The sequence below is a fragment of the Streptomyces sp. MMBL 11-1 genome, assembly GCF_028622875.1.
Classification (GTDB): Bacteria; Actinomycetota; Actinomycetes; order Streptomycetales; family Streptomycetaceae; genus Streptomyces.
The window spans coordinates 4,875,371-4,898,729 of sequence record NZ_CP117709.1; the positions used below are offsets into that span (position 1 = coordinate 4,875,371).

Consider the following 23,359-nt stretch of genomic DNA (forward strand, 5'->3'; position numbering starts at 1 on the left):
GGGCACGTGAGCGCGCGTACGCGCCGTCACTCACATGGGTGAAGTGTGCCAACCGGGCTGGATTTATGACCTGTTGGCGGGCATATGCTCACGCTGACCACCATCCCAGACATGAGACGGCCCCCGGCCGGGACTGGCATCCCGACCGAAGGCCTGACCAACGAGGAAGAAGACGCTTCCCGATGGATACCCAGCAGGTTAGCGCGCCCCCGCGCGCCCCGTCCTCCGGTGTTGTACACATCAACATCCGGCTGACCGACGGCTACTCGATCATCTCCAACCGGCTCTCCCAGCATCGCGGCATGTCCCTGCTGGCCATCGGCCTCGGCACGCACATCCAGTCGCTCCCCGCCGGGAGGCGCGTCGGCGGCAAGGTCCTCGCCGCGATCTTCCCGGAGAGTGAGGCGCGCATCGCCGCCGCGCTGCGGGAGTTGGAGCACCACGGGTTCCTGCGCCGCATCCGCGAACGCGTTCAGGGCGGTCGGATGGCCACGCGTACGGAGTCGTACAACCACCCGGAGGCGGCGACACGGCGGACGGGGACTCGGACGGGGGCGGGGACTGGCGCTGTGGCAGGGGCCGGGGCAGGGGCAGGGGCCGGGGCAGGGGCCGGGGCTGTCGGGACTTCAGCTGCTGTCCCTGCTCCCGCACCTGCTCCCGCACCTGCTCCCGCACCTGCTCCCGCACCTGCTCCCGCACCTGCTCCCGCTCCCGCTTCTGCTCCTGTCCCTGTCCCCGCCCCCGCCCCGGCTCCTGCCCCGGAGTCGCCCGTACGGGAGGCGGCACCCGCTCCCGTACCGGAGCGCGAACCGGCACCCGTACCCGTAGCCGCGCCCGCGCCCGGACGCGTACCGGCGTCCCCGCCCCGGCTCGTGCCGCCGCCCACCGCGCCCAAGCCGCTGCCCCCGCCGCTGCCCTTCCCCCACCGGCCCACCGCCGCGTTGTTCGCCGAGGCCGCCCGCCTGCTCGCCGGGCTCCAGGCCACCGCGCCCCGGTTCGTCCTCACCGAGGCGGACGTGGAGGGGCTCACCCCCGGGGTCGCCGCCTGGCTGGAGCGGGGCGTGCGGCCGGACGCCGTGCGGGTCGCGCTCACCGATGACCCGCCCGTACCCCTCCGGCACCCGGCGAAGCTGGTACGGCACCGGCTCATCGCGCTCCTTCCCCCGCGCCTGCCCGCCGCCGCGCCCGTCGTCCCCCTCCAGAACTGCGACGCCTGCGACCGGGCCTTCCGGTCGTCCGTGCCCGGGTCCTGCGGGGAATGCCGCGATGTCCGGGCGTACGCGGACGACGAGCCGTGCCTGCTCGGCGCGTGATCAGTCGCGTGATCAGTCGCGTGATCAGTCGATGTGCGCGCAGATGCTGTCCGTGGCGACCACCGGGCCCGTAACGGTCTTGCTGCCCGTCGGGCTGATGCCGATCGTGTAGACGCCGTCGACGACGTACATCCCCCGCGCGAGGTTGCCGTCCCCGACGCCCAGCAGCACCGGGCCCACCACCCGCCAGAACTGGGCCCCGGAGGCGTACACGTCCACCAGGGCGGAGCCGCTCACGTCGGCGTCGTAGTGGGCCCCGGTCTCCTTGTTCGTCACCCGGACCACGAGATCGCCCTTGTACGCGCTGCGCGTGACGCCTTCGGCGGGCGGGGGCAGTTCGCGCCGGACGACCTCGTCCACGATCGGCTCGCCGTGGATGGCGAACGCGCACCGCTCGCCCGCCGCGACGTCCCACGGGGCCGAGGGGGCCGGTTTCCAGTCGGGCCGCTGCGCAGCGGTGCCGGCCGGGGCCGCCGCCGCTGGGACCGTGCCGAGTGCCACCACGGCCACACAGGCCGTGCCGAAAGCGCCGAGGGTGCCGAGAGTGCCGAGAGCAATGCTGCGCATGAGAACTCCCCAGAGTCAGAGGGCGGGATCGCCTGAAGCCGAAGTGTGGACCGCGTGGCTCACCAAAGGCTCACCACGACGTGGGCCGGGCCGGGCCCGGAGACCTGCGAGCGGGGGAGGTCCGTGCGCCCCCTGTTCCCCCGCGTGCGTTGCGGCGTGCCGCAGTGCGTTCAGCCGTGGTCGCCGCGGTGGTGATCCACGAGGCGGGTGAGCAGGTCGATCAGGATCCGACGGTCGGCCGCGGGCAGCGGGGCGAGGAACTCGTCCTGGGCGGCGGCGAGCAGCCCGTCGAGATGGGTGAGTTCCCTCCGGCCCGCCGGGGTGAGGGTGATGACGTTGCGCCGGCGGTCCGCCGGGTCGGGCGCCCGCTCCAGGAGCCGCCTGTCGGCGAGGTCGTTGACCGTCGCCACCATGTCGCTGCGGTCGATGCCGGTGCGGCGGCCGAGGTCTGCCTGACTGGACGGGCCGCACTCCTCCGCCGCCGCCAGCACGGCGTAGTGGTAGCGCCGGGCGCCGGCCCGGGCCAGCTCCTGGTCCACGATCCGGTTGGCGGCCAGCGCGGCCTGGTTGACCAGCCTGCTCGACAGTGCGCGCAGCCGCTGCGGCGTCCCATGTTCCGTGTCCACGGACGCAATGTAACAAGTCGTTGGCCGAACCCACGATGAAGCATATGGTGGGTTGAGCCAACGTTGGCTCAGCCAACCATATTTCTGGAGGCGCCACCATGATCAAGCCGTTCCGCATCGACATTCCCCAGGGCGACCTCGACGACCTGAACGACCGGCTCTCCCGCACCCGATGGCCCAACGAGATCGCCGACGCCGGGTGGGACTACGGATTCCCGCTGGCGCGGCTCAAGGAGCTGGCCGACCTCTGGCGCACCGGGTACGGCTGGCGGGAACACGAAGCCGCGCTCAACGGACTTCCGCACTTCACCACCGAGATCGACGACCAGAACATCCATTTCGTCCATATCCGGTCCCCGAGACCGGACGCGCTCGCGCTGCTGCTCACCCATGGCTGGCCCGGGTCCTTCCTGGAGTTCCGCGACGTGATCGAGCCGCTGACGCGCGACTTCCACCTGGTGATCCCGTCCATCCCGGGCTACGGCTTCTCCGGGCCGACCCGCGAGCGCGGCTGGGACATGGTCCGGATCGCACGGGCCTGGGCGGAGCTCATGCGGCGGCTCGGGTACGAGCGCTACGGTGCACAGGGGGGCGACTTCGGCTCGGGTATCTCCTTGGCGCTCGGCGCGGTGGCGCCCGAACAGGTGGCGGGCGTGCACGTCAACTACCTGCCGACCCGGCCGGACCCGGACGCCGGCGTCGACCTGTCCGAGGCGGACGAGGCCCGGCTGGACACGGTGCGGCGGATGATGGCGAACCGTCCGCCGTACCAGGCCCTACAGGCCGCCACCCCGCAGACCATCGGCTACGCGCTGACCGACTCGCCGGTCGGCCAGCTCGCCTGGATCGCCGAGCGCTTCGCCCAGTGGACCGACCCCCGTACGCCGATCAGCGACGAGCGGATGCTCACCGACGTGTCGCTGTACTGGCTGACCGCCACCGCGGCTTCCTCGGCGCGGCTGCACCGCGAGGCGGCGCGGCGGACCGAGCCGTGCCCGGTGCCGGTCGGCGTGGCGGTGTTCGCGTACGACATCACGCAGTCGGTGCGGCCACTGGCCGAGCGGCTGTACGACATCAGGCACTGGTCGGAATTCGAGCGCGGCGGTCACTTCGCGGCGATGGAGGTGCCGGAGCTGTTCGCCGAGGACGTCCGGGACTTCTTCCTCAACCGTCTCGCGTAACCGTCTCGCGTGGCGGCAGGGCTACTTCCTCGTTCGCCTCGCGCAGGCATCGCGCAGGCATCGCGCAGGCACTGTCGGGGCGTCGGGGCGTCGGGGCGTCGGGGCGTCGGAGACGTCGGAGGGGTGGCCCCGCGCGTCGGGGCGGCTGGATGCTTTCCCGATGGAATTCCACCTGCTCGGGCCCTTCGTCGTCCTCCACCGGGGGCGGACCGTGCTCGCGGGGCTGCGCCGTCAGGAGCGGTGCCTGCTGGCCGTCCTCGCTTGGGAGGCGGGCCGGACCGTTCCGACCGGCAGGCTCATCGACCTGCTCTGGAACGGCGAGGCCCCGGCCGGGGCCCGGTCCACCGTGCACACCTACATCGGCAGGCTGCGCGCCGCCCTCGGACCCGGCGGCGTACAGCTGGAGACGCGGAACGACGGCTACCTCCTCCACCCCGACGGTCACGAGATCGACGCCCGCGCCTTCGAGGCCGCCGTGCGTGACGCCTCGGCGGCCGTGGACGACGAGGAGCGGGTGCTCCGCTACGACCGGGCGCTGGAGCTGTGGCGGGGGGAACCGCTCGCGGACGTCGCGGACGAGGCCCTGCGCGACCGGATCGGCCGGCCGCTCGCCGCGCTGCGGCTGTCGGCGGCGGAGGAGCGCGCCCGGCTTCTTCTCTCGCTGGGGCGGCACGAGCGCGTGGCCGCCGAGCTGCCCCCGCTCGCGGAGGAACACCCCGAGCGCGAACGCCTCGTCGCGGACAGCATGGTCGCCCTGCACCGCAGCGGGCGGTCGGCGGACGCGCTCGGGCTCTACCGGGCCACGCGCGACGCCCTGCGGTCCGTCTTCGACGCCGAGCCGGGGCGGGGACTGCGGTTGCTGTACGACCGGGTACGCCGGGACGACCCGGCCCTGCGGCGGCCTCCGCCACCCGTGTACGCCGTCCGGGTGCGGGGGCAGTGGCTGCCGTGGAACACCAGCGGGGACCCGGCCCTGGAGTTCTGCAACACCTACGCGGGGTGGGGCGGCGAGCGGCGGCCCGGCTCGGAGTGGCTGCGCGGCTACCGCACACTCGCGGTCTGGGCCGGGCACCTGGACCTCCTCGACGACGGTACGGTCTCCCGGCTGCTGCGGCGGGCGGAGAAACGGCCCGAGGAGGCGAGCGCCGTACTGGCGGAAGCGCGGGAGTTCCGGGGCGCGCTGTACGCCTGTCTGACGGAGGAGCGGGGCCGGGGCGACGGCGGGGCGTTCGCCCGGGTCGCCGAGGTGGTCCAGGAAGCGATGCGCCACGCGGTCTTCGTCCGGGGCGAGGACGGCCTCGGGCGCTGGAGCCCGGACCCGGCATCCGGGCCCCGGCTCCCGCTGTACGCCGTGGCCCAGCGCGCCGCGGACCTGCTCGCCGACCCCCGCCGCCTCACCGTCCGCGTCTGCCCGGGGGAGGGCTGCGGGTGGCTCTTCCTCGACGCGGGCGGCCGGCGCCGCTGGTGCAGCATGGGCGTCTGCGGGCGTGCGGGGGCGGGCGCGGAGGATGTGGAGGACGAGGAGACAGTGGAGGACGAGGAGAACGAGGAGGACGAGGAGAACGAGGAGGAAGTGGAGGAACAGGGCGCGGCGGGACGCCGGCTCCCGTCGTGATGTGGACGGGCAGCCGTCGTGAAACACCTCGTGAAACACGTCGTGATGCACCTCGTGAAACACCTCATGAGACACCTCGTGAAGCACCTCGTGAAACACGTCGTGAAAAAGATTCGGCGGCGTGTCGATCCGCGCCGGTCCCGTTCGTCGTCATCGTGTAGGGCGACCCGCACGGCGGGCGCGACACGTTGCAGGCGAGAAGGAGCCGACCATGAAGTACATGCTGCTGATCCACAGTGGGGCCGTCGACGAGCAGGGCGGCGCGCCCCAGTGCACCGTCGAGGACTGGATGGCCTACGACAAGGACGTACGCGACGCGGGCATCCACGTCTCCGGGGAGTCGCTGGCCGATCTGGTGACCGCTACCACCGTGCGGGTCTCGCCGACCGGTGAGCGGACCGTGACGGACGGGCCGTTCGCCGAGACACGGGAGCTGCTGGGCGGGTTCCTCGTGATCGACGTGCCCGACCTCGACGCCGCCCTCGACTGGGCCGCACGCTGCCCCGGCTCGCGGGACGGCGGCTCGGTCGTCGTCCGGCCGGTCGCGGACTTCGGGGCCTGAGAGCCGTGCCGGGCGAGGGCGTGTCCCCGGGCGAGGAGCCCCCGGGGGAGGGCGAGTCCCTGGGGGAGGGCGTGTCCCCGCGCGAGGGCCGCGTGGCCGCCGAGGCCGTCGAGGCGGTCTTCCGGGAGGAGCGCGGGCTGCTGCTCGCCTCCCTCGTCCGCCGGTTCGGGGACCTCGACCTGGCCGAGGAGGTGACGTCCGAGGCGATCGAGGCCGCGCTGCGGCACTGGCCCGCCGAGGGCGTCCCCGCCCGGCCCGGGGCCTGGCTGCTGACGACCGCCCGGCGCCGGGCGGTGGACCGGCTGCGGCGCGACCAGGCGTACGCCGCCCGGCTCGCCGTCCTCGCCGCCGACGCGGAGCGAGCCGAGGCCGTCGTCCCCGCGGCCGACGTAACCGCGGCCGGTGAACTTCCCGACGACCGGCTCCAGTTGTTCTTCACCTGCACCCACCCCGCCCTCGCCGCCGAGGACCGCGCCGCACTGACCCTGCGGTGCCTCGCCGGGCTCACCACGCCGGAGGTGGCGCGGGCGTTCCTCGTGCCGACGGCGACCATGGCCCAGCGCATCGTGCGGGCCAAGAAGAAGATCCGCGAGGCCCGGATCCCGTTCCGGGTGCCCGGCCCCGACGAGCTGCCCCAGCGGCTGCCCGGGGTGCTCCAGGTCGTCTACTCGGTCTTCACGGAGGGGTACGCGGCCAGCTCGGGCCCCCGTCTCCAGCGGCTCGACCTGGCCGAGGAGGCGATCCGGCTGGCCCGGATACTGCACCGCCTGCTGCCCGCCGAGCGGGAGAGCGCCGGGCTCCTCGCGCTGCTGCTCCTCGTCCACGCCCGGCGCGACGCGCGGACCGGGCCGCAGGGCGAGCCGGTGCTCCTGGAGGACCAGGACCGGGGGCGCTGGGACCGGCCGATGATCGAGGAGGGCCGCGCCCTGGTCGTCCGGGCGCTGACCGGCGGGCCGGCCGGGCCCTATGGGGTGCAGGCCGCCATCGCCGCCCTGCACGACGAGGCGGCGGACGTGGCGGCCACGGACTGGCCGCAGATCGTGGCCCTGTACGACGTGCTCCTCACGCTCACCCCGTCCCCCGTGGTGGCGCTGAACCGCGCCGTGGCGGTGGCGATGCGGGACGGGCCGGGGGCCGGTCTCGCGCTGCTCGACGCGTTGGCGGGGGAGCCCCGGCTGCGGGCGTACCCGCCGTACGTCGTGGCGCGGGGGGATCTGCTCGGCCGGCTGGGGCGCGACGGGGAGGCGGCTGCCGCGTACCGGGAGGCGCTGGAGCTCGCGGGCACCGAGCCGGAGCGGGCCGCGCTGCGGCGGAAGCTGGGGGAGTAGGGGGAGTACGGGGAGTACGGGGCTTCTGCTTCTCCGGCAGGGCCTCCCGCTCTTCCACGGCAGCGGCACCGGCACAGCGGTCCGCTCTTCCACGGCAGCCGCACAGCTATCCGCTTCCACGGCAGCGGCACAGCGGTCCGCTTCCACGGCAGCCGCACAGCTGTCCGCTCTTCCGTAGCAGCGGCAGGGCTCCCGCCTCTACAGCAGCAGGAACACCACGACCACCGCGAACGCCACCACCAGCACCCCGTAGAGGTTGATCCTCCACTTCGGGACCTCGTACGTCTCGCCGATCAGGGCCCTCGCCCTGATCTTCTCCATGTCCGGCCTCATGGCCACGATCAGCAGAGCCAAGGAGAGCAGGGAGACCGAGAAGATGACCAGCGCCTCCACCTCCGAGTGGTCGTGGGCGCCGCGGAACCCCAGGACGGCGACAGCTCCGAGGGCGGGCGCGATCAATGAGTAGACCGTCGCCCTGCGGTTCCTGAAGCAGAAGTGGACCGCTGCCAGGAGCGCCGCGGACGCGGCCACCGCCACGATCCACCACTGACCCGTCGTCAGACTCTCCGCCGACACCCTGTGTCCTCCCCGCCGTTCGTGACCCGCCTCGCATCGAAGCGGATTCGGAGCCATTGTCCTGCCGGCCCCCGGCCCCCGGCCCCCGACCCCCAGCCCCCCGGGGCTCGCCCGCCGCCCCCCGGCCCCCCGGGCCCGACCCCCGACCCCCGGTCGCCCGAACAGGGGGGTGGCGGGGATGGCCGGAACCATCATCTTGACCCGGTCATGACATAAGTTCATCCTGTGTCCGTCGCACAGCTCCACCCCCCCACCCGACGGACCCAGGAGATGCAGAATGCGACTCGTCACCGCACGGAGACCCCGGCCGACGAAGACCCGGCGCAACGCCGCCCTGACCATCCTGCTCGCCCTCGCCCTCGCGGCCCCCGCCACCGCCGTGGCGACCGCCGGGGCCTCGGCCCCGGACGCGGCCGTCGCCGCGGACGAGCGGACGCTCCAGTACGAGATCCCCGGGCGCACCACCCCCGTCGCCCGCACCGACATCGCCCGCGCGGGCGTCTCGATCGACGAGGTCCACGACCACGGCGTCGTGGTCACCGCGGACGCCGCCCAGGCCCGGAAGCTCCGGGCGCGCGGCCACGTACTGGAGGCCCTGCCCGCCCCGGCCGCCGAGCCGCACGCGGCGGACGGCGTGAGCGCCCTGGACTTCCCGCCCGCCGACTCCCGCTACCACAACTACGCCGAGATGAACGCGGCGATCGACGCCCGCATCGCCGCGAACCCCTCGATCATGAGCAAGCGCGTCATCGGCAAGACCTACCAGGGCCGCGACATCATCGCGGTCAAGGTCAGCGACAACGTCGCCGCCGACGAGGCCGAACCCGAGGTCCTGTTCACCGCCCACCAGCACGCCCGCGAGCACCTGACCGTCGAGATGGCGCTCTACCTTCTCCGCGAACTGGGCCAGGGCTACGGCTCCGACTCCCGGATCACGAAGGCGGTCGACGGCCGGGAGCTGTGGATCGTGCCGGACATGAACCCGGACGGCGGCGAGTACGACATCGCCTCGGGCTCCTACCGCAGCTGGCGCAAGAACCGGCAGCCCAACTCCGGCTCCACCGCGGTCGGCACCGACCTCAACCGCAACTGGGCCTACAAGTGGGGCTGCTGCGGCGGCTCATCCTCCAGCCCGTCCTCGGAGACCTACCGCGGCCGGGCCGCCGAGTCCGCGCCCGAGACCAAGGTCGTGGCGGACTTCGTGCGCAGCCGGGTGATCGGCGGGAAGCAGCAGATCACGGCGGCCATCGACTTCCACACGTACAGCGAACTGGTGCTGTGGCCCTTCGGCTACACGTACAGCGACACCGCCCCCGGCATGACCGCCGACGACCGTGACGCGTTCGCCGCCGTGGGCCGCAAGATGGCCGCGAGCAACGGATACACCGCCGAGCAGTCCAGCGACCTGTACATCACCGACGGGTCCATCGACGACTGGCTGTGGGGCTCGCAGAAGATCTTCGGCTACACCTTCGAGATGTACCCCCGCTCGGCCTCGGGCGGCGGCTTCTACCCGCCCGACGAGGTCATCGAGCGCGAGACCTCCCGCAACCGGGACGCGGTGCTCCAGCTGATCGAGAACGCGGACTGCATGTACCGGTCGATCGGCAAGGAGGCGCAGTACTGCTCCTGACCGGCTGAACCCGCTCCGGTGCCCGGCACTCCGCCACGAGGCCGCACCGGAGCCTCAGGCCACGTCGTGAACGCTGTGCCGGCCCAGATCGGGAGCGTGCCGGGCGATTGTCCGGTAGTCGAGGTCGTCATGAAGGACCGTCAGGCCGTGATGGGCCGCCGTGGCGGCGATGACCAGGTCCACCGCGGAGGCGCTGCGATGCTGCCCGGCGCGCCGGACCACGCAGACCGGAGAGCGCTGTCGGAGAGCAGTCGTACGAGACCCGACGTGTCGAGCAGGTAGATCACTGCCCGTCCTTCTCCGCTCGGTGCCGCCGCTCCGCGTCCTCGACCGCACCCCAGGTGCGTGCACGCTCGAAGTGGCGGCTGACGCGTGCCGCTCGCACCTGCTGCTCGGCGTAGAAGCGCAGGGCGATGTTGACGGTTTCCTTCTTCGTCCGGGCCTTGGACAGGGCCCTCGCCCGTTCCAGGGCTTCATCGTCCATGTCGATCCGGGTCACGGACATGTCCGGCCACCCTTCGTGCGGGGCATGTGGGTCATGTGGGTCATGTACAAAAAATCGTATGCGACCAACATTTCCCGTGCGAGGCACTTCCGGCCTTAAGGTGCCGCTATGTGCGGAATCGTGGGTTATGTCGGGATGCAGTCGGCGCAGGACGTCGTCGTCGCAGGACTCAAGCGCCTCGAATACCGGGGCTACGACTCGGCGGGCGTCGCCGTTCTCGCGGACGGCGGGCTCGCCGCCGCGAAGAAGGCGGGCAAGCTCGTCAATCTGGAGAAGGAGCTGGGGGACCGGCCGCTGCCGGCCGGACGGACCGGCATCGGGCACACCCGCTGGGCGACGCACGGAGCGCCCACCGACACCAACGCCCACCCGCACCTGGACAACGCGGGCCGGGTCGCCGTCGTGCACAACGGGATCATCGAGAACTTCGCGGCCCTGCGCCGCGAGCTGACCGGACGCGGCCACGCCCTGGAGTCGGAGACGGACACCGAGGTCGTCGCGCATCTGCTGGCCGAGGCGTTCTCGGCCGGCGGCGACCTCGCGGAGGCCATGCGCCAGGTGTGCCGGCGGCTGGAGGGGGCGTTCACCCTGGTCGCCGTGCACGCGGACCAGCCGGACGTCGTGGTCGGCGCCCGGCGCAACTCACCGCTCGTCGTGGGGGTGGGGCAGGACGAGTGGTTCCTCGCCTCGGACGTCGCCGCCTTCATCGCGCACACCCGGTCCGCCGTCGAGCTGGGCCAGGACCAGGTCGTCGAGCTGAGCCGCGAGGGCGTCGTCGTCACCGGGTTCGACGGGGAGTTCGCCGAGGTGCGCGAGTACCACGTCGACTGGGACGCGTCCGCCGCCGAGAAGGGCGGCCACGCCTCCTTCATGCTCAAGGAGATCGCCGACCAGCCCCGGGCCGTCGCCGACACCCTGCTCGGCCGGGTCGACGGGGAGGGCGCGCTCCACCTCGACGAGGTGCGCATCCCGGCCGCCGACCTGCGGGAGGCCGACAAGGTCGTCATCGTCGCCTGCGGAACCGCCTTCCACGCCGGAATGATCGCGAAGTACGCCATCGAGCACTGGACCCGGCTGCCCTGCGAGACCGAACTGGCCAGCGAGTTCCGCTACCGGGACCCGATCCTGGACCAGCGCACCCTCGTCGTCGCCATCTCGCAGTCCGGCGAGACCATGGACACCCTGATGGCGGTGCGGCACGCCCGCGAACAGGGCGCGAAGGTGCTCGCCATCTGCAACACGAACGGCTCGACGATCCCGCGCGAGTCCGACGCCGTCCTCTACACGCACGCCGGGCCCGAGGTCGCCGTCGCCTCCACCAAGGCCTTCCTCACCCAGCTCGTCGCCTGCTACCTCGTGGCGCTCTATCTCGGCCAGGTGCGCGGCACGAAGTGGGGCGACGAGATCCGTACGGTGGTGCGCCAGCTCTCCGCGATCTCCGGCGAGGTCGACCGGGTCCTGGAGACGATGGAGCCCGTGCGCGAGCTGGCCCGGTCCCTCGCCCACCACGACACCGTCCTGTTCGTCGGCCGCCACGTCGGCTACCCGGTCGCCCTCGAAGGCGCGCTCAAGCTCAAGGAACTCGCCTACATGCACGCCGAGGGCTTCGCGGCCGGCGAGCTGAAGCACGGGCCGATCGCACTCATCGAGGAGGGCCTCCCGGTCGTCGTCATCGTCCCCTCGCCGCGCGGACGTTCGGTGCTCCACGACAAGATCGTGTCCAACATCCAGGAGATCCGGGCCCGGGGCGCGCGCACCATCGTCGTCGCCGAGGAGGGCGACGAGGCCGTCGTCCCGTACGCCGACCACCTCATCACGGTCCCCGCAACGCCTACGCTGCTTCAGCCGCTGGTCGCCACCGTGCCGCTCCAGGTCTTCGCCTGCGAGCTCGCGACGGCCCGCGGCAACGAAGTGGACCAGCCGCGCAACCTGGCGAAGTCCGTGACCGTGGAGTGACCCCGGGACGCGCCCGGGGAACGAGGGGACAAGGGTGGGTTCGTGATCATTGGGGTCGGCATCGACGTGGCCGAGATCGAGCGGTTCGGCGCGGCGCTGGAGCGTACGCCCCAGTTGGCCGACCGGCTGTTCGTCGACAGCGAGCTGACGTTGCCCAGCGGCGAGCGGCGCGGAACCGCCTCGCTCGCCGCCCGGTTCGCCGCGAAGGAGGCCCTGGCCAAGGCGCTCGGCGCACCCGGCGGGCTGCTCTGGAGCGACGCGGAGGTCTGGGTCGAGGAGAGCGGGCAGCCCCGGCTGCGGGTACGCGGCACGGTCGCCGCCCGCGCCGCCGAACTGGGCGTACGAGGCTGGCACGTCTCGCTCAGCCACGACGCGGGGGTGGCGTCGGCCGTGGTCATCGCCGAGGGGTGAGCCCCCGCCACGTCCCACCGGGGGTGGCGTCGGTCCCCGTGATCGCGGAGGGTGGGACCCATGCGACGTGCCTACAGCGTGGAGACCGTACGGGCCGCCGAGGCCGCCCTCATGCAGCGCCTGCCGGAGGGCGCCCTGATGCAGCGCGCCGCCGCCGGGCTCGCCGTGGCCTGCGGCGATCTGCTGCGGCGCAACGGCCGCGTGTACGGGTCCCGGGTCCTGCTCCTCGTCGGCAGCGGCGACAACGGGGGCGACGCGCTGTACGCGGGCGCCCGCCTGGCCCGCCGGGGCGCGGGCGTCCGGGCCCTGCTGCTCGCCCCCGACCGGGCCCACCCCGGCGGCCTCGCCGCGCTGCTGGCGGCCGGGGGACAGGTCGTCGACGGGCCGGACGGGCTCGGCGTGCTCGACCTCGTCGTGGACGGCATCACCGGCATCGGCGGGCGCGGCGGGCTGCGCGAGGACGCCACCGGTCTGCTGCACACCGTGACCCGGGACCGTACTCCGGTCCTGGCCGTCGACCTGCCGAGCGGGGTGGAGGCCGACACCGGGGAGGTGCACGGCGACGCGGTCCGGGCGGACGCGACCGTCACCTTCGGCACCTACAAGCCCGGCCTCCTGATCGACCCGGCCGCCGAACACGCCGGCGCCCTGCGGCTGGTGGACATCGGGCTCGGCCCGGAACTGCCCGAGCCGCCGGACCTGGAGGCCCTCCAGTACGCGGACGTCGCCGCGCTGCTGCCGTCGCCGGGCCCGGAGAGCGACAAGTACCGGCGCGGGGTCGTCGGCGTCGTCGCCGGGTCCGAGCGCTACCCGGGCGCGGCCGTCCTCGCGGTCGCGGGCGCGCTGCGCGGCGGGGCCGGCGCCGTGCGGTACGTCGGACCGGGCGCGGACGCGGTGATCGCCCGCTTCCCCGAGGCGCTGGTGCACGCCGGGCCGCCGTCGAAGGCCGGGCGGGTGCAGGCCTGGGTGGTCGGGCCCGGGCTCGGCGACGGGCGGAGCGCCGAGGCGGCCGTCGCCGATGTCCTGGCCGCCGACGTCCCCGTGCTCGTCGACGCGGACGGGCTGCGGCTGCTGGACGCGGACACCGTGCGGACCCGGACCGCCCCCACCGTCCTGACCCCGCACGCGGGGGAGGCCGCCGCCCTGCTCGGCACGGCCCGCGAGGAGGTCGAGGCCGGGCGGCTCGCCGCGGTGCGCGAACTGGCCGCCCGCTACCGCGCCACCGTGCTCCTCAAGGGCTCCACGACCCTGATCGCGGAGGCCCGCGACACCCCCGTACGGGTCAACCCGACCGGCACGTCCTGGCTCGCCACGGCGGGCAGCGGTGACGTGCTCTCCGGTCTCGCGGGCTCCCTGCTCGCGGCCGGACTCGCCCCGCGCGACGCCGCGTCCGTGGGCGCCTACCTGCACGGGCTCGCCGCCCGGCACGGCTCCGACGGGGCCCCGGTCTCCGCGCAGGACGTGGCGGACGGCATCCGGGCCGCCTGGCGCGACGTGCGGGCGGGCTGAGCACGGGCGATGGTGGAGGCCCGGAGTGGAAGGGCGGCCGGACATGGCGAGCGGCAGCGAACCCGTACGCGTACGCAGGGTCTACGACCCGCCGGAGGACGGCGACGGCACCCGGGTCCTCGTCGACCGGCTCTGGCCCCGGGGCGTCTCCAAGGAGCGGGCGGCGATCGACGTCTGGCTGAAGGACATCACCCCCTCGGACGAACTGCGCTCCTGGTACCACCAGGACCGCTCCGGCGCACGCCACGACACCTTCGTCGAGCGCTACCGCACCGAGCTGGACGACCCGGCGCACACGGAGGCCGTCGAGCGGCTCGTCGGGCTGGTGCGCGAGGGCGGTCCGGTCACGCTGATCACCGCCGTCAAGGACGTGGCCGACAGCCATGTCCCGGTCCTGGTCGACCACCTGACCCATGTGATGAAACGTACGTAACGTACATAAGGCTGCATATCGGCGTGCACCGCCGGGGAGGCGACCGACGCCTCTGAGAGACTGGGCGCGATGAACGAGACAGCGTCCCTGAGAGCCCGTGCCGAGATCGACCTCGCCGCGCTGCGCGCCAACGTGCGCGTCCTGCGCGAGCGTGCGGCCGGGGCGCAGCTCATGGCCGTGGTGAAGTCCGACGGTTACGGGCACGGGGCCGTGCCCTGCGCGCGGGCCGCCCGCGAGGCCGGGGCCACCTGGCTCGGCACCGCGACCCCGCAGGAGGCACTCGCCCTGCGCGCGGCCGGACTCGACGGCCGGATCATGTGCTGGCTGTGGACGCCCGGGGGCCCCTGGCGCGAGGCGATCGACGCCGACATCGACGTGTCGGTCAGCTCCCTGTGGGCGCTGCGCGAGGTCGTCGAGGCCGCCGCCGGGGCCGGCCGCCCCGCCAGGATCCAGCTCAAGGCCGACACCGGACTCGGCCGGGGCGGCTGTCAGCCCGCCGACTGGCCCGAGCTGGTCACCGGGGCGCTGGCCGCCGAGCGGGACGGACGGGTCAAGGTCACCGGCCTCTGGTCCCACTTCGCCTGTGCCGACGAGCCCGGCCACCCCTCGATCGCCGCCCAGCTCGACGTCTACCGCGACATGATCGCGTACGCCGAGAAGGAGGGTGTGGAGCCCGAGGTGCGGCATCTGGCCAACTCCCCGGCCACGCTCACGCTCCCCGAGGCCCACTTCGACCTCGTGCGGACCGGCATCGCGATGTACGGCATCTCGCCCGCCCCCGAGCTGGGCACATCCGCCGAGCTGGGGCTGCGGCCCGTGATGACGCTCGCCGCCTCCGTCGCCCTGGTCAAGGACGCCCCGGCCGGGCACGGCGTCAGCTACGGCCACCACTACACGACTCCCGCCGAGACCACCCTCGGCCTGATCCCCGTCGGCTACGCGGACGGCGTCCCGCGCCACGCGTCGGGCACGGGCCCCGTCCTGGTCGGCGGGAAGGTGCGCACGGTCGCGGGCCGGGTCGCCATGGACCAGTTCGTCGTCGACCTCGGCGGCGACCGGCCGGAGGCGGGCGCGGAAGCGGTGCTGTTCGGGCCGGGCGACCGGGGTGAGCCGACCGCGCAGGACTGGGCGGATGCCGCCGGCACCATCGCGTACGAGATCGTCACCCGCATCGGCTCCCGGGTGCCGAGGGTGCATGTGAACGGGACGGCCGGCCCGAGCGGTCCGGCCGGGGGCGTGCGGCGGTGAGCGGGAGCAGCGCGGGGGCCGCCGCCGACGCGACCGCCGCCGTGACCACCGCCACGGCGGCCGGCTGGCGCCGCGCCGGGATCGCCGGGGCCGCCATAGGGGTGCTCGCCGCAGGCGCGGCCGCCGGGGTCGCCGTCGAGCGGCTCACCGTCGGGCGCGGCATGCGCAAGAAGGCCCGCCTCGCGCTGGACGCCACCGGGCCCTACGGCTCGCTGCGCGGCACGCCGGGCCGGGCCGTCGCCGACGACGGCACCGAGCTGTACTACGAGATCGACGAGGTGGAGGACGAGGCGCCCGGCGTTTCCGAGGGAAACGCCACCGGAACCCGCCGTCGCCGGCTCTTCGGGAGCAAGGCCCCCGCCCCGGTCACCGTCGTCTTCAGCCACGGCTACTGCCTCGGCCAGGACTCCTGGCACTTCCAGCGGGCCGCCCTGCGCGGCCTCGTACGCGCCGTCTACTGGGACCAGCGCAGCCACGGACGCTCCGGGCGGGGCCGGGCCCAGGCGGACGGGGTGCCGGTCGGCATCGACCAGCTCGGCCGCGACCTGAGCGCGGTCATCGAAGCGGCGGCCCCCGAGGGCCCGCTGGTGCTGGTCGGGCACTCCATGGGCGGCATGACGATGATGGCTCTGGCCGACCGGTACCCGGCCCTGATCCGCGACCGGGTCGCCGCCGTCGCCCTGGTCGGCACCTCCGGCGGCAAGCTCGGCGAGGTCGACTTCGGGCTGCCGGTGGCGGGCGTGAACGCGGTACGCCGGGTGCTGCCCGGGGTGCTGAAGGCGCTCGGCTCGCAGGCGGAGCTGGTGGAGAAGGGGCGGCGGGCCACGGCGGACCTCTTCGCCGGGCTGATCAAACGGTATTCGTTCGGTTCGCGGGACGTGGACCCGGCGGTCGCCCGGTTCGCGGAACGGCTGATCGAGTCGACCCCGATCGATGTGGTCGCCGAATTCTACCCGGCCTTCACCGAGCACGACAAGAGCGGCGCGCTGTCCGCCTTCCGGGACGTGCCCGTGCTGATCCTGGCCGGGGAGAAGGACCTGGTCACCCCCAGCTCGCACAGCGAGGCCATCGCGGACGCGCTGCCCGACGCCGAGCTGGTGATCGTGCCGGACGCCGGGCACCTGGTGATGCTGGAGCATCCGGAGACGGTCACCGACCGGCTGGCCGACCTGCTCGTACGCAGCGGCACGGTGCCGGACGCTAACGTTGGCGGACATGGAAGCACCGCACCGCGGCCCGGCCGCTGAGACCGTCACGGAGACAGCGGGAACGACCGCTCCCGAGCCCGCCGGGGCCGTACCCGAGGCCGTGACGGTGACGCTCACCGTCACCTCCCCCGAACAGATGCGGGACCTGGGCCGGCGCCTCGCCCGGGTGCTGGCCCCCGGCGACCTGGTCATGCTCACCGGGGAGCTGGGCGCCGGCAAGACGACGCTGACCCGGGGCCTCGGCGAGGGCCTCGGCGTGCGCGGCGCGGTCACCTCGCCCACCTTCGTCATCGCCCGCGTCCACCCCTCGCTGACCGGGGGCCCCGCCCTGGTCCACGTCGACGCGTACCGCCTGGGCGGCGGGCTCGACGAGATGGAGGACCTGGACCTGGACGTGTCGCTGCCGGAGTCCGTGGTCGTCGTGGAGTGGGGCGACGGCAAGGTCGAGGAGCTGGCCGACGACCGGCTGCGGGTCCTGATCGACCGCGCGACCGGCGACACCGACGACGAGCGGCGCGAGGTGACCCTGGTCGGCATCGGGGCACGCTGGGCGGGGCTGCGGGCGGACCTGGCGTGACGCCGTCCGTCCTCCCGGGCCGTCCTTCACGCGACCTTCCCGACAGTACGTCGGTAAACTGTTGCGCGAGGGCCCGTGGGCGTGGTCACATGGGTACGAGACGTAGTTAGGTCTACCTAACCACGCCCTCCATCGGAGCACCAAGGAGGCATCCATGCCGACGCCCGAGCGCGCAGCGCGACCGCAGCCGCGACCGACTCCGTCCGCCCTGTCGATGAAGGACCTGCTGGCCTCCTGCGCCGCGGCCACCGCCGTCTCCACCCCGCCGGGCGACGCGCCGGAAGCGTCCGGCGCGGCGGACCGGGACGAGGAGAGCGTCCACGGGAACACCGCCCGGCGCCGGGCGGCGTAGGACGCCCCACGGGCGCGGCAGGACCCCTGGGCTACGGGACGACGACGATCTTCGCGCCGACCGTCGCGAAGGTCCACATGGCGTTGCCGTCCGCACGCTTCATCCGGACCCCGCCGGTCTTCGACGTCGGGTCCGGGCTCGCCATCGAGCCGTCCTGCGCCGCGCTGAAGCCGATCACCACCCCGTCCACGTCCGCGAAGCGCACGACGTGCTCGATCGGGATGCCGTCCGAGCCCTTGATCTTGCCCGACCGCGAGGAGACCTCGTACGTCCCGGGCGGCGGGCTCACGGGGCTCGGCATCACGGTGAAGGTACGGATCGCCGCGTCGCCCTCGTCGACCAGCCACACCCGTCGGTCCTTCAGCGCGTACACGACGCGCTCGCCCCTGCCGGACGCCGCCGGGACCGCCAGCGGGTCGGCCTCGGGCTCCGGTGCGGCGGAGGGCTGGGCCGAGGCCGAGGCGGAGGCCTTCGGGCCGGGCGTGGACGCCACCGACGCGGGGGCGTTCGCCGAGGCCTGGTAAGCGAGGAAGGCGACCGCGGCGACCGCCGCGGCAGTGAGCCCGGCCACGAATCCCGAACTTGCCCTTGCCACCGTGAACTCCCCTTTCGGCTGCCGCTGCCGCATGTCGTACAAGCGTTTACGTCGTACCCGCGGATACCCGGTGACGGTAGCAGCAGGGAAGGGGCGGACCGGGACGCCGTACGGACGCCGTAACGCCGTCGGCGGAGCCGTAGGCTGTTCGCGTGCTCTTGCTCGCCATGGATACCGCCACGCCCGCCGTCACCGTCGCCCTGCACGACGGCACGTCCGTCATCGCCTCCTTTGGACAGGTCGACGCCCGCAGGCACGGGGAGCTGCTGCTCCCCGCCGTCGACCGGGTCCTCGCCGAGGCCGGGACGGGACTCGACGCCGTGACGCACGTGGTCGTGGGCGTCGGCCCCGGCCCGTACACCGGCCTGCGGGTCGGCCTGGTCACCGCCGCCACCTTCGGCTCCGCCCTCTCCGTGCCGGTCCACGGCCTGTGCACCCTGGACGGCCTCGCGTACGCCGCCGGTCTGCAAGGCCTCCAGGGGCCGTTCGCCGTGGCGACGGACGCGCGCCGCAAGGAGGTCTACTGGGCGCGGTACGAGGACGCCCGCACCCGTTCGGGCGAACCCGCCGTCGACCGGCCCGCCGACATCGCCGGGACGCTGGCCGGGCTCCCCGTGGTCGGCGCGGGCGCGGCGCTCTACCCGGACGCCTTCCCGGACGCGCGCGGCCCCGAGCACGTCGCCGCCGGGGCGCTCGCCGGGCTCGCCGCCGAACGCCTCGCCGCGGGAGAGCCGCTCCCGGAGCCCCGGCCGCTCTACCTGCGCAGGCCCGACGCGCAGGTCCCGAAGAACTACAAGGTGGTCACCCCCACGTGAGCGCCGCCACCGCCGCCGTACTGCGCGAGATGCGCTGGTGGGACATCGCACCGGTGCTCGACCTCGAACACGCGCTGTTCCCGGACGACGCCTGGTCGCCCGGCATGTTCTGGTCCGAGCTGGCCCACGCCCGCGGCCCCGGCGCCACCCGCCACTACGTCGTCGCCGAGGACCCCGCCACCGGGCGGGTCGTCGGCTACGCCGGGCTCGCCGCCCTCGGCGACCTGGCCGACGTCCAGACGATCGCGGTCAGCCGCGAGGCGTGGGGCACCGGCCTCGGCTCCGAACTCCTCGCCGATCTGCTGAAGGCCGCCACCGACTTCGAGTGCCCCGCGGTCCTCCTGGAGGTCCGGGTCGACAACACGCGGGCGCAGAGACTGTACGAGCGCTTCGGCTTCGAGCCGATCGGCTTCCGGCGCGGCTACTACCAGCCGGGGAACATCGACGCCCTGGTCATGCGCCTCACCACGCAAGAGCAAGCAGTGCACGAGCACGCACCAGAAACCGGGACTGAATGATGGCTGCCGACGAACCCCTCGTACTCGGCATCGAGACCTCCTGCGACGAGACCGGCGTGGGCATCGTGCGCGGCACGACCCTGCTGGCCGACGCCGTCGCCTCCAGCGTCGACACCCACGCCCGCTTCGGCGGCGTCGTCCCGGAGATCGCCTCCCGGGCCCACCTGGAGGCGATGGTGCCCACCATCGAGCGCGCCCTGAAGGAGGCGGGCGTCAGCGCCCGCGACCTCGACGGCATCGCCGTCACCTCGGGTCCCGGGCTCGCCGGAGCCCTGCTCGTCGGCGTCTCGGCCGCGAAGGCGTACGCGTACGCGCTCGGCAAGCCGCTGTACGGGGTCAACCACCTCGCCTCGCACATCTGCGTCGACCAGCTGGAGCACGGGCCGCTGCCCGAGCCGACGATGGCCCTCCTGGTCAGCGGTGGCCACTCCTCGCTGCTCCTGGCCCCCGACATCACCAGCGACGTCCGCCCGCTCGGCGCGACGATCGACGACGCGGCGGGCGAGGCGTTCGACAAGATCGCCCGCGTGCTGAACCTCGGCTTCCCCGGCGGTCCGGTCATCGACCGGCTCGCGAAGGAGGGCGACCCGACGTCGATCGCGTTCCCGCGCGGTCTGACCGGCCCGCGCGACGCCCCGTACGACTTCTCCTTCTCCGGCCTGAAGACGTCGGTGGCCCGCTGGATCGAGGCGAAGCGCGCGGCGGGCGAGGAGGTGCCGGTACGGGATGTGGCGGCGTCCTTCCAGGAGGCCGTGGTGGACGTGCTCACCCGCAAGGCGGTCCGGGCCTGCAAGGACGAGGGCGTCGACCACCTGATGATCGGCGGCGGCGTCGCGGCCAACTCCCGGCTGCGCGCCCTGGCCGAGGAACGGTGCGAGCGGGCCGGCGTCCGGCTGCGGGTGCCGCGCCCCGGGCTCTGCACCGACAACGGCGCGATGGTCGCGGCGCTCGGCGCGGAGATGGTCGCCCGCAACCGCCGCCCCTCCGACCTGGAACTCTCCGCGGACTCCTCGCTGCCGGTGACCGAGCCGCATGTGCCGGGCGCCGGCCCCGGGCACGGCCACTCCCACGATCACGACCATGTGCACGAGATCAGCAAGGACAACCTGTACTCATGAGCGCCGCGACCATCGTCCTGATGTGGGAGGCCCGCGCCGCCGAGGGCCTCGGCGGCGAACTCCTGGAGTGGGCGCGGGCGCGCTCCGCCGAGCTGGCCCGCGAGCCGCACCGCCGCGAACTGCTGCGCGCCCCGCAGGACCGGGTACTGGTGATGACGTGGTGGCGTGACGCCTCGTACGGCGACGACCTCCCCGAACTCCCCGAGCCCGACGCCGCCCTGATCACCCGCCCGGTGCACCGGTGGCGCTTCGAGGCGGTGGGCTGAGCCGCACCTCCGCCGGAGGCTTCAGGCCTCCGGGCCCCGGGTGCCGCGCCGGATCAGGCCGTCCACGATCGCGTCCAGCTCCTCGACGGTCTCGTAGTCGGCGGCGTACTCCCGCCAGCGGTCCCTGACCTCGGTGAGCCGGGGAAGCTCCGCCGCGTCCTGCTCGGTGACCATCTCCGGGAAGAACTCCCGGCGCGACGGGTTCTCCGCCCGGCGGGCCGCCGCCCTGCGGGAGACCAGGTCCCCGTAGACGTAACTCCAGATCGTCCGGTACGCCCGCACCGAGCGGGCCGGGGAGAGGCCGCAGGCGAGCGCGCAGTCGATGATCTCCTCCACCATCCACAGCGCGTCGCGGTCGGTCAGCCCGCCCAGCGCCAGCACGTCCAGCACCCAGGGGATCCGGCCGACGACGTCGTGCATGTGCGCGGCCACCGCCACCAGCCGCTCGCGCGGGTCCTCGGGCAGTTGCGGGCGCGGGAAGGCCGCCGCCGTACCGGACAGGGTGAGCATCAGCAGCTCGTCCTTGTCCCGCACGTAGTGGTAGAGGGCCATGGGCGTGCTGCCCAGCTCCTTCGCCACCCGGCGCATGGACAGGGCGGCCACGCCCTCCTCCTCGACGATGCGGCGCGCGGTGGCGACCATCACCTCCGGGTCCAGCCGGCGGGGCCGCCCCACGGGCCGCCCGGCAGGCCGCCCGGGAACGCCCGGTTTGCCGCCCGCCGCCGGATTTCTCATCTTCTTCGTCGTCTCGCTCTTCTCGGTGGCCGACACCTGGGCATTCTCTCCTTCCGGGGCTCTGTTCCGGTCCGCCGCGGGACCCTCCCGATGCTTCGGCGCCAATTTTCTGTACGTGTAGGTAATTCCCGGTCGAGGGAAGCGTGAGGGGAAGGGGACGCCATGGGCGGCGCGGGAGAGAGCGGAACGGCGAGAGGCCCCGAGGGCGGGGCGGCGGGTGTGCCGGGCGCGGGGGAGCGGCCCGCGCGGTGGCTGCTGGTGGTGGCGCTCACGGTGCAGTTCCTGGTGTCGCTGGACGTGTCCGTGGTGAACGTCGCGCTGCCCGACATCCGCAGCGACCTCGGCTTCGGCGGGGAGGGGCTGCTGTGGGTCGTGAACGCGTACGCCCTCGCCTTCGGCGGTCTCCTCATGCTCGGCGGCCGGCTCGCCGATCTGGCCGGTCCGCGCCGCGTCCTGACGGCGGGCCTGGTGCTCTTCGGCCTGGCCGGCCTGGCCGGCGGGCTTGCCTGGTCGCCCGGGTCGCTGGTGGCGGCGCGGGCCGTGCAGGGCGTCGGTGCGGCGGCCCTCGCCCCGGTGGCGTTCGCCCTGATCACCCTCGCCTTCCCGGCCGGGCCCGCCCGTTCCCGGGCGCTCGGGCTGTGGGGCATGGCGGGCGCGGCGGGCGGCGCGGTCGGGGTGCTGGCGGGCGGAGTGCTCACCGACGCGACGGGGTGGCGGTCCGTGATGCTGGTCAACGTGCCGATCGTCGCCTTCGCGCTGGCCGCCGCCGCGCGCACCGGGCCCGTCGGCGGCGGGCGCCGGGCCGGGGCGCGGCCGGACGTGGCCGGGGCGCTGCTGGTCACGGCCGGGACGACGCTGCTGGTCCTCGGCCTGGTGCGGACCTCGGAACACGGCTGGTCCTCGGCGACCACGCTTGCCTCCCTCGGCGCCGCGGTGATCCTGCTGGCCGCCTTCGTCGCCGTCGAACTGCGGACCGCCTCCCCGCTGCTCCGGCCCGGCCTGCTGAGGGGGCGGCCGGTGCTGACCGCGAACCTGTTCTGCCTGCTGCTGGCCTCGGCCCAGTTCGGCGCGTTCTACTTCGTCTCGCTCTACATGCAGCTGATCCTCGGGTTCGGGCCGACGGCCGCCGGGTTCGCGTTCCTGCCGTTCTGCGTGGGCGTCGTCGCCGGCTCGGTCCTCGCCACCCGGGCGGTCGCCGCGCTCGGCATCCGGCGGCTGATGGCGGTGGGCGCGACGCTGGCGGCGCTCGGCATGGCCTGGTTCGCGGCGAACGCCACGGTCGACGGCGGCTTCCTCGTCTCCATCCTCGGCCCGTCGCTGCTCTGCTCCTTCGGCATCGGGCTCTGTTTCGTCCCGCTCGGCACGGCCGCGACGACCGACGTGGCCCCGGGCGAGACCGGCATGGCCTCGGGGCTGCTCAACAGCTCGCGCCAGGTCGGCGGCTCGCTCGGCCTCGCGGTCCTGGTGACCGTCGCCGCCCGGGTCACCGGCGGCTCCACCGGCCCCACCGGGCTGTCCTCGGGGTACGCGGCCGCGTTCTGGGCCGCGGCGGGACTCCTGGCGGCGGCCGCGCTGGCGGCGTACGTCCTGTTGCCGGCGGAGCGGAGGGCCCTCGGCGGGCCGCCGGGCGCGGACCGGGGCGTCGGGCGGGGCGTCGGGCGGGGCCGGGGCGTCGGGCGGGAGGGAGACGCGGCCTCCCGCTGAGCCCGTAC

At 73.9% G+C, this 23,359-nt stretch carries 26 protein-coding genes; 19 read left to right on the forward strand and 7 right to left on the reverse strand.

Annotated elements, in window-relative coordinates:
• The first annotated feature begins 182 nt into the window (after nt 1–182).
• Nucleotides 183–1,313 (forward strand): hypothetical protein, encoded by a 1,131-nt coding sequence (locus tag PSQ21_RS21655; protein ID WP_274032241.1) that lies wholly within the window; start codon nt 183–185, stop codon nt 1,311–1,313.
• Between the two features lie 24 nt (nt 1,314–1,337).
• Here PSQ21_RS21655 and PSQ21_RS21660 read toward each other — a convergent pair whose 3' ends face one another.
• Together PSQ21_RS21660 and PSQ21_RS21665 are read right to left on the reverse strand one after the other, a co-directional pair.
• Complete coding sequence (locus PSQ21_RS21660) at nt 1,338–1,880, reverse strand: hypothetical protein (RefSeq protein WP_274032242.1); 543 nt, start codon at nt 1,878–1,880, stop codon at nt 1,338–1,340.
• Between the two features lie 170 nt (nt 1,881–2,050).
• Nucleotides 2,051–2,506: a MarR family winged helix-turn-helix transcriptional regulator gene (locus PSQ21_RS21665; protein WP_274032243.1), complete on the reverse strand. Its 456-nt coding sequence runs from the start codon at nt 2,504–2,506 to the stop codon at nt 2,051–2,053.
• Nucleotides 2,507–2,604: 98 nt separating this feature from the next.
• Here PSQ21_RS21665 and PSQ21_RS21670 point away from each other — a divergent pair, with 98 nt between their 5' ends.
• The 4 genes from PSQ21_RS21670 (at nt 2,605) to PSQ21_RS21685 (ending at nt 7,192) form a co-directional block, all read left to right on the forward strand.
• Entirely contained in the window at nt 2,605–3,687 is a 1,083-nt protein-coding gene (locus PSQ21_RS21670) for an epoxide hydrolase family protein (protein WP_274032244.1), read from the forward strand.
• Between the two features lie 160 nt (nt 3,688–3,847).
• Complete coding sequence (locus PSQ21_RS21675; RefSeq protein ID WP_274032245.1) at nt 3,848–5,302, forward strand: BTAD domain-containing putative transcriptional regulator; 1,455 nt, start codon at nt 3,848–3,850, stop codon at nt 5,300–5,302.
• A 211-nt stretch (nt 5,303–5,513) separates the two neighbouring features.
• Nucleotides 5,514–5,864: a YciI family protein gene (locus tag PSQ21_RS21680; RefSeq protein WP_032792637.1), complete on the forward strand. Its 351-nt coding sequence runs from the start codon at nt 5,514–5,516 to the stop codon at nt 5,862–5,864.
• Nucleotides 5,865–5,935: 71 nt separating this feature from the next.
• Nucleotides 5,936–7,192, forward strand: a complete 1,257-nt coding sequence (locus PSQ21_RS21685) for an RNA polymerase sigma factor (RefSeq protein ID WP_274032246.1) — start codon at nt 5,936–5,938, stop codon at nt 7,190–7,192.
• A 198-nt stretch (nt 7,193–7,390) separates the two neighbouring features.
• Here the strand turns inward: PSQ21_RS21685 and PSQ21_RS21690 are convergent, their stop codons facing one another.
• On the reverse strand, nt 7,391–7,768 hold the full coding sequence (locus tag PSQ21_RS21690; protein ID WP_274032247.1) for a hypothetical protein: 378 nt from the start codon (nt 7,766–7,768) through the stop codon (nt 7,391–7,393).
• Nucleotides 7,769–8,045: 277 nt separating this feature from the next.
• Between PSQ21_RS21690 and PSQ21_RS21695 the strand changes: the two genes are divergently transcribed.
• Nucleotides 8,046–9,401, forward strand: coding sequence for a M14 family metallopeptidase (locus PSQ21_RS21695; protein WP_274032248.1), 1,356 nt, complete (start codon nt 8,046–8,048; stop codon nt 9,399–9,401).
• A 54-nt stretch (nt 9,402–9,455) separates the two neighbouring features.
• Here the strand turns inward: PSQ21_RS21695 and PSQ21_RS21700 are convergent, their stop codons facing one another.
• Together PSQ21_RS21700 and PSQ21_RS21705 are read right to left on the reverse strand one after the other, a co-directional pair.
• Nucleotides 9,456–9,623 carry a hypothetical protein gene (locus PSQ21_RS21700; protein ID WP_274032249.1) on the reverse strand — a complete coding sequence of 56 codons (168 nt, stop codon included), beginning with the start codon at nt 9,621–9,623 and terminating at the stop codon, nt 9,456–9,458.
• Nucleotides 9,624–9,684: 61 nt separating this feature from the next.
• The gene (locus PSQ21_RS21705; protein WP_274032250.1) at nt 9,685–9,906 is read right to left on the reverse strand and encodes a type II toxin-antitoxin system VapB family antitoxin; all 222 of its coding nucleotides are present in this window, start codon (nt 9,904–9,906) and stop codon (nt 9,685–9,687) included.
• Between the two features lie 108 nt (nt 9,907–10,014).
• Here PSQ21_RS21705 and glmS point away from each other — a divergent pair, with 108 nt between their 5' ends.
• The 8 genes from glmS (at nt 10,015) to PSQ21_RS21745 (ending at nt 17,600) form a co-directional block, all read left to right on the forward strand.
• Nucleotides 10,015–11,862, forward strand: a complete 1,848-nt coding sequence (gene glmS, locus PSQ21_RS21710) for a glutamine--fructose-6-phosphate transaminase (isomerizing) (RefSeq protein WP_274032251.1) — start codon at nt 10,015–10,017, stop codon at nt 11,860–11,862.
• 42 nt (nt 11,863–11,904) lie between these two features.
• Nucleotides 11,905–12,273, forward strand: a complete 369-nt coding sequence (locus PSQ21_RS21715) for a holo-ACP synthase (RefSeq protein WP_007453114.1) — start codon at nt 11,905–11,907, stop codon at nt 12,271–12,273.
• Between the two features lie 60 nt (nt 12,274–12,333).
• Nucleotides 12,334–13,782, forward strand: a complete 1,449-nt coding sequence (locus tag PSQ21_RS21720) for an NAD(P)H-hydrate dehydratase (RefSeq protein ID WP_274032252.1) — start codon at nt 12,334–12,336, stop codon at nt 13,780–13,782.
• A 43-nt stretch (nt 13,783–13,825) separates the two neighbouring features.
• Complete coding sequence (locus PSQ21_RS21725) at nt 13,826–14,215, forward strand: DUF488 domain-containing protein (protein ID WP_274032253.1); 390 nt, start codon at nt 13,826–13,828, stop codon at nt 14,213–14,215.
• A 69-nt stretch (nt 14,216–14,284) separates the two neighbouring features.
• On the forward strand, nt 14,285–15,463 hold the full coding sequence (gene alr / locus PSQ21_RS21730) for an alanine racemase (RefSeq protein WP_274032254.1): 1,179 nt from the start codon (nt 14,285–14,287) through the stop codon (nt 15,461–15,463).
• A complete protein-coding gene (locus PSQ21_RS21735; RefSeq protein WP_274032255.1) occupies nt 15,460–16,710 on the forward strand; it encodes an alpha/beta fold hydrolase in 1,251 nt (416 codons plus the stop codon). The genes alr and PSQ21_RS21735 overlap by 4 nt, the downstream gene beginning before the upstream one ends.
• On the forward strand, nt 16,679–17,248 hold the full coding sequence (gene tsaE, locus PSQ21_RS21740) for a tRNA (adenosine(37)-N6)-threonylcarbamoyltransferase complex ATPase subunit type 1 TsaE (protein WP_274032256.1): 570 nt from the start codon (nt 16,679–16,681) through the stop codon (nt 17,246–17,248). The genes PSQ21_RS21735 and tsaE overlap by 32 nt, the downstream gene beginning before the upstream one ends.
• Before the next feature lie 154 nt (nt 17,249–17,402).
• Nucleotides 17,403–17,600, forward strand: coding sequence for a hypothetical protein (locus PSQ21_RS21745; RefSeq protein ID WP_274032257.1), 198 nt, complete (start codon nt 17,403–17,405; stop codon nt 17,598–17,600).
• A 31-nt stretch (nt 17,601–17,631) separates the two neighbouring features.
• Here the strand turns inward: PSQ21_RS21745 and PSQ21_RS21750 are convergent, their stop codons facing one another.
• Nucleotides 17,632–18,228, reverse strand: a complete 597-nt coding sequence (locus PSQ21_RS21750) for a hypothetical protein (RefSeq protein ID WP_397989877.1) — start codon at nt 18,226–18,228, stop codon at nt 17,632–17,634.
• A gap of 134 nt (nt 18,229–18,362) precedes the next feature.
• Between PSQ21_RS21750 and tsaB the strand changes: the two genes are divergently transcribed.
• From tsaB to PSQ21_RS21770, 4 genes are read left to right on the forward strand one after another with little or no spacing between them, the layout of a single operon-like run.
• Nucleotides 18,363–19,010 (forward strand): tRNA (adenosine(37)-N6)-threonylcarbamoyltransferase complex dimerization subunit type 1 TsaB, encoded by a 648-nt coding sequence (gene tsaB / locus PSQ21_RS21755; protein ID WP_274035877.1) that lies wholly within the window; start codon nt 18,363–18,365, stop codon nt 19,008–19,010.
• Entirely contained in the window at nt 19,007–19,528 is a 522-nt protein-coding gene (gene rimI, locus PSQ21_RS21760) for a ribosomal protein S18-alanine N-acetyltransferase (protein ID WP_274032259.1), read from the forward strand. The genes tsaB and rimI overlap by 4 nt, the downstream gene beginning before the upstream one ends.
• On the forward strand, nt 19,528–20,646 hold the full coding sequence (tsaD, locus tag PSQ21_RS21765; RefSeq protein ID WP_274032260.1) for a tRNA (adenosine(37)-N6)-threonylcarbamoyltransferase complex transferase subunit TsaD: 1,119 nt from the start codon (nt 19,528–19,530) through the stop codon (nt 20,644–20,646). Before rimI ends, tsaD begins: the two co-directional genes overlap by 1 nt.
• Nucleotides 20,643–20,912, forward strand: a complete 270-nt coding sequence (locus tag PSQ21_RS21770; RefSeq protein WP_274032261.1) for a hypothetical protein — start codon at nt 20,643–20,645, stop codon at nt 20,910–20,912. Before tsaD ends, PSQ21_RS21770 begins: the two co-directional genes overlap by 4 nt.
• Nucleotides 20,913–20,933: 21 nt before the next feature.
• Here PSQ21_RS21770 and PSQ21_RS21775 read toward each other — a convergent pair whose 3' ends face one another.
• A complete protein-coding gene (locus tag PSQ21_RS21775; protein ID WP_274032262.1) occupies nt 20,934–21,683 on the reverse strand; it encodes a TetR/AcrR family transcriptional regulator in 750 nt (249 codons plus the stop codon).
• A gap of 126 nt (nt 21,684–21,809) precedes the next feature.
• Here PSQ21_RS21775 and PSQ21_RS21780 point away from each other — a divergent pair, with 126 nt between their 5' ends.
• Nucleotides 21,810–23,351 (forward strand): MFS transporter, encoded by a 1,542-nt coding sequence (locus tag PSQ21_RS21780; protein WP_274032263.1) that lies wholly within the window; start codon nt 21,810–21,812, stop codon nt 23,349–23,351.
• Nucleotides 23,352–23,359 lie beyond the last annotated feature (8 nt).

What these genes read in the sequence shown, in the direction of transcription:
- PSQ21_RS21655 (WP_274032241.1), top strand. Translation starts at nt 183, where the DNA reads ATGGATACCCAGCAGGTTAGCGCGCCCCCGCGCGCCCCGTCCTCCGGT.
- PSQ21_RS21660 (WP_274032242.1), bottom strand. Translation starts at nt 1,880, where the DNA reads ATGCGCAGCATTGCTCTCGGCACTCTCGGCACCCTCGGCGCTTTCGGC.
- PSQ21_RS21670 (WP_274032244.1), top strand. Translation starts at nt 2,605, where the DNA reads ATGATCAAGCCGTTCCGCATCGACATTCCCCAGGGCGACCTCGACGAC.
- PSQ21_RS21675 (WP_274032245.1), top strand. Translation starts at nt 3,848, where the DNA reads ATGGAATTCCACCTGCTCGGGCCCTTCGTCGTCCTCCACCGGGGGCGG.
- PSQ21_RS21680 (WP_032792637.1), top strand. Translation starts at nt 5,514, where the DNA reads ATGAAGTACATGCTGCTGATCCACAGTGGGGCCGTCGACGAGCAGGGC.
- PSQ21_RS21695 (WP_274032248.1), top strand. Translation starts at nt 8,046, where the DNA reads ATGCGACTCGTCACCGCACGGAGACCCCGGCCGACGAAGACCCGGCGC.
- PSQ21_RS21705 (WP_274032250.1), bottom strand. Translation starts at nt 9,906, where the DNA reads ATGTCCGTGACCCGGATCGACATGGACGATGAAGCCCTGGAACGGGCG.
- glmS (WP_274032251.1), top strand. Translation starts at nt 10,015, where the DNA reads ATGTGCGGAATCGTGGGTTATGTCGGGATGCAGTCGGCGCAGGACGTC.
- PSQ21_RS21720 (WP_274032252.1), top strand. Translation starts at nt 12,334, where the DNA reads ATGCGACGTGCCTACAGCGTGGAGACCGTACGGGCCGCCGAGGCCGCC.
- PSQ21_RS21725 (WP_274032253.1), top strand. Translation starts at nt 13,826, where the DNA reads ATGGCGAGCGGCAGCGAACCCGTACGCGTACGCAGGGTCTACGACCCG.
- alr (WP_274032254.1), top strand. Translation starts at nt 14,285, where the DNA reads ATGAACGAGACAGCGTCCCTGAGAGCCCGTGCCGAGATCGACCTCGCC.
- tsaE (WP_274032256.1), top strand. Translation starts at nt 16,679, where the DNA reads ATGGAAGCACCGCACCGCGGCCCGGCCGCTGAGACCGTCACGGAGACA.
- PSQ21_RS21745 (WP_274032257.1), top strand. Translation starts at nt 17,403, where the DNA reads ATGCCGACGCCCGAGCGCGCAGCGCGACCGCAGCCGCGACCGACTCCG.
- PSQ21_RS21750 (WP_397989877.1), bottom strand. Translation starts at nt 18,228, where the DNA reads ATGCGGCAGCGGCAGCCGAAAGGGGAGTTCACGGTGGCAAGGGCAAGT.
- tsaB (WP_274035877.1), top strand. Translation starts at nt 18,363, where the DNA reads ATGGATACCGCCACGCCCGCCGTCACCGTCGCCCTGCACGACGGCACG.
- tsaD (WP_274032260.1), top strand. Translation starts at nt 19,528, where the DNA reads ATGGCTGCCGACGAACCCCTCGTACTCGGCATCGAGACCTCCTGCGAC.
- PSQ21_RS21770 (WP_274032261.1), top strand. Translation starts at nt 20,643, where the DNA reads ATGAGCGCCGCGACCATCGTCCTGATGTGGGAGGCCCGCGCCGCCGAG.
- PSQ21_RS21780 (WP_274032263.1), top strand. Translation starts at nt 21,810, where the DNA reads ATGGGCGGCGCGGGAGAGAGCGGAACGGCGAGAGGCCCCGAGGGCGGG.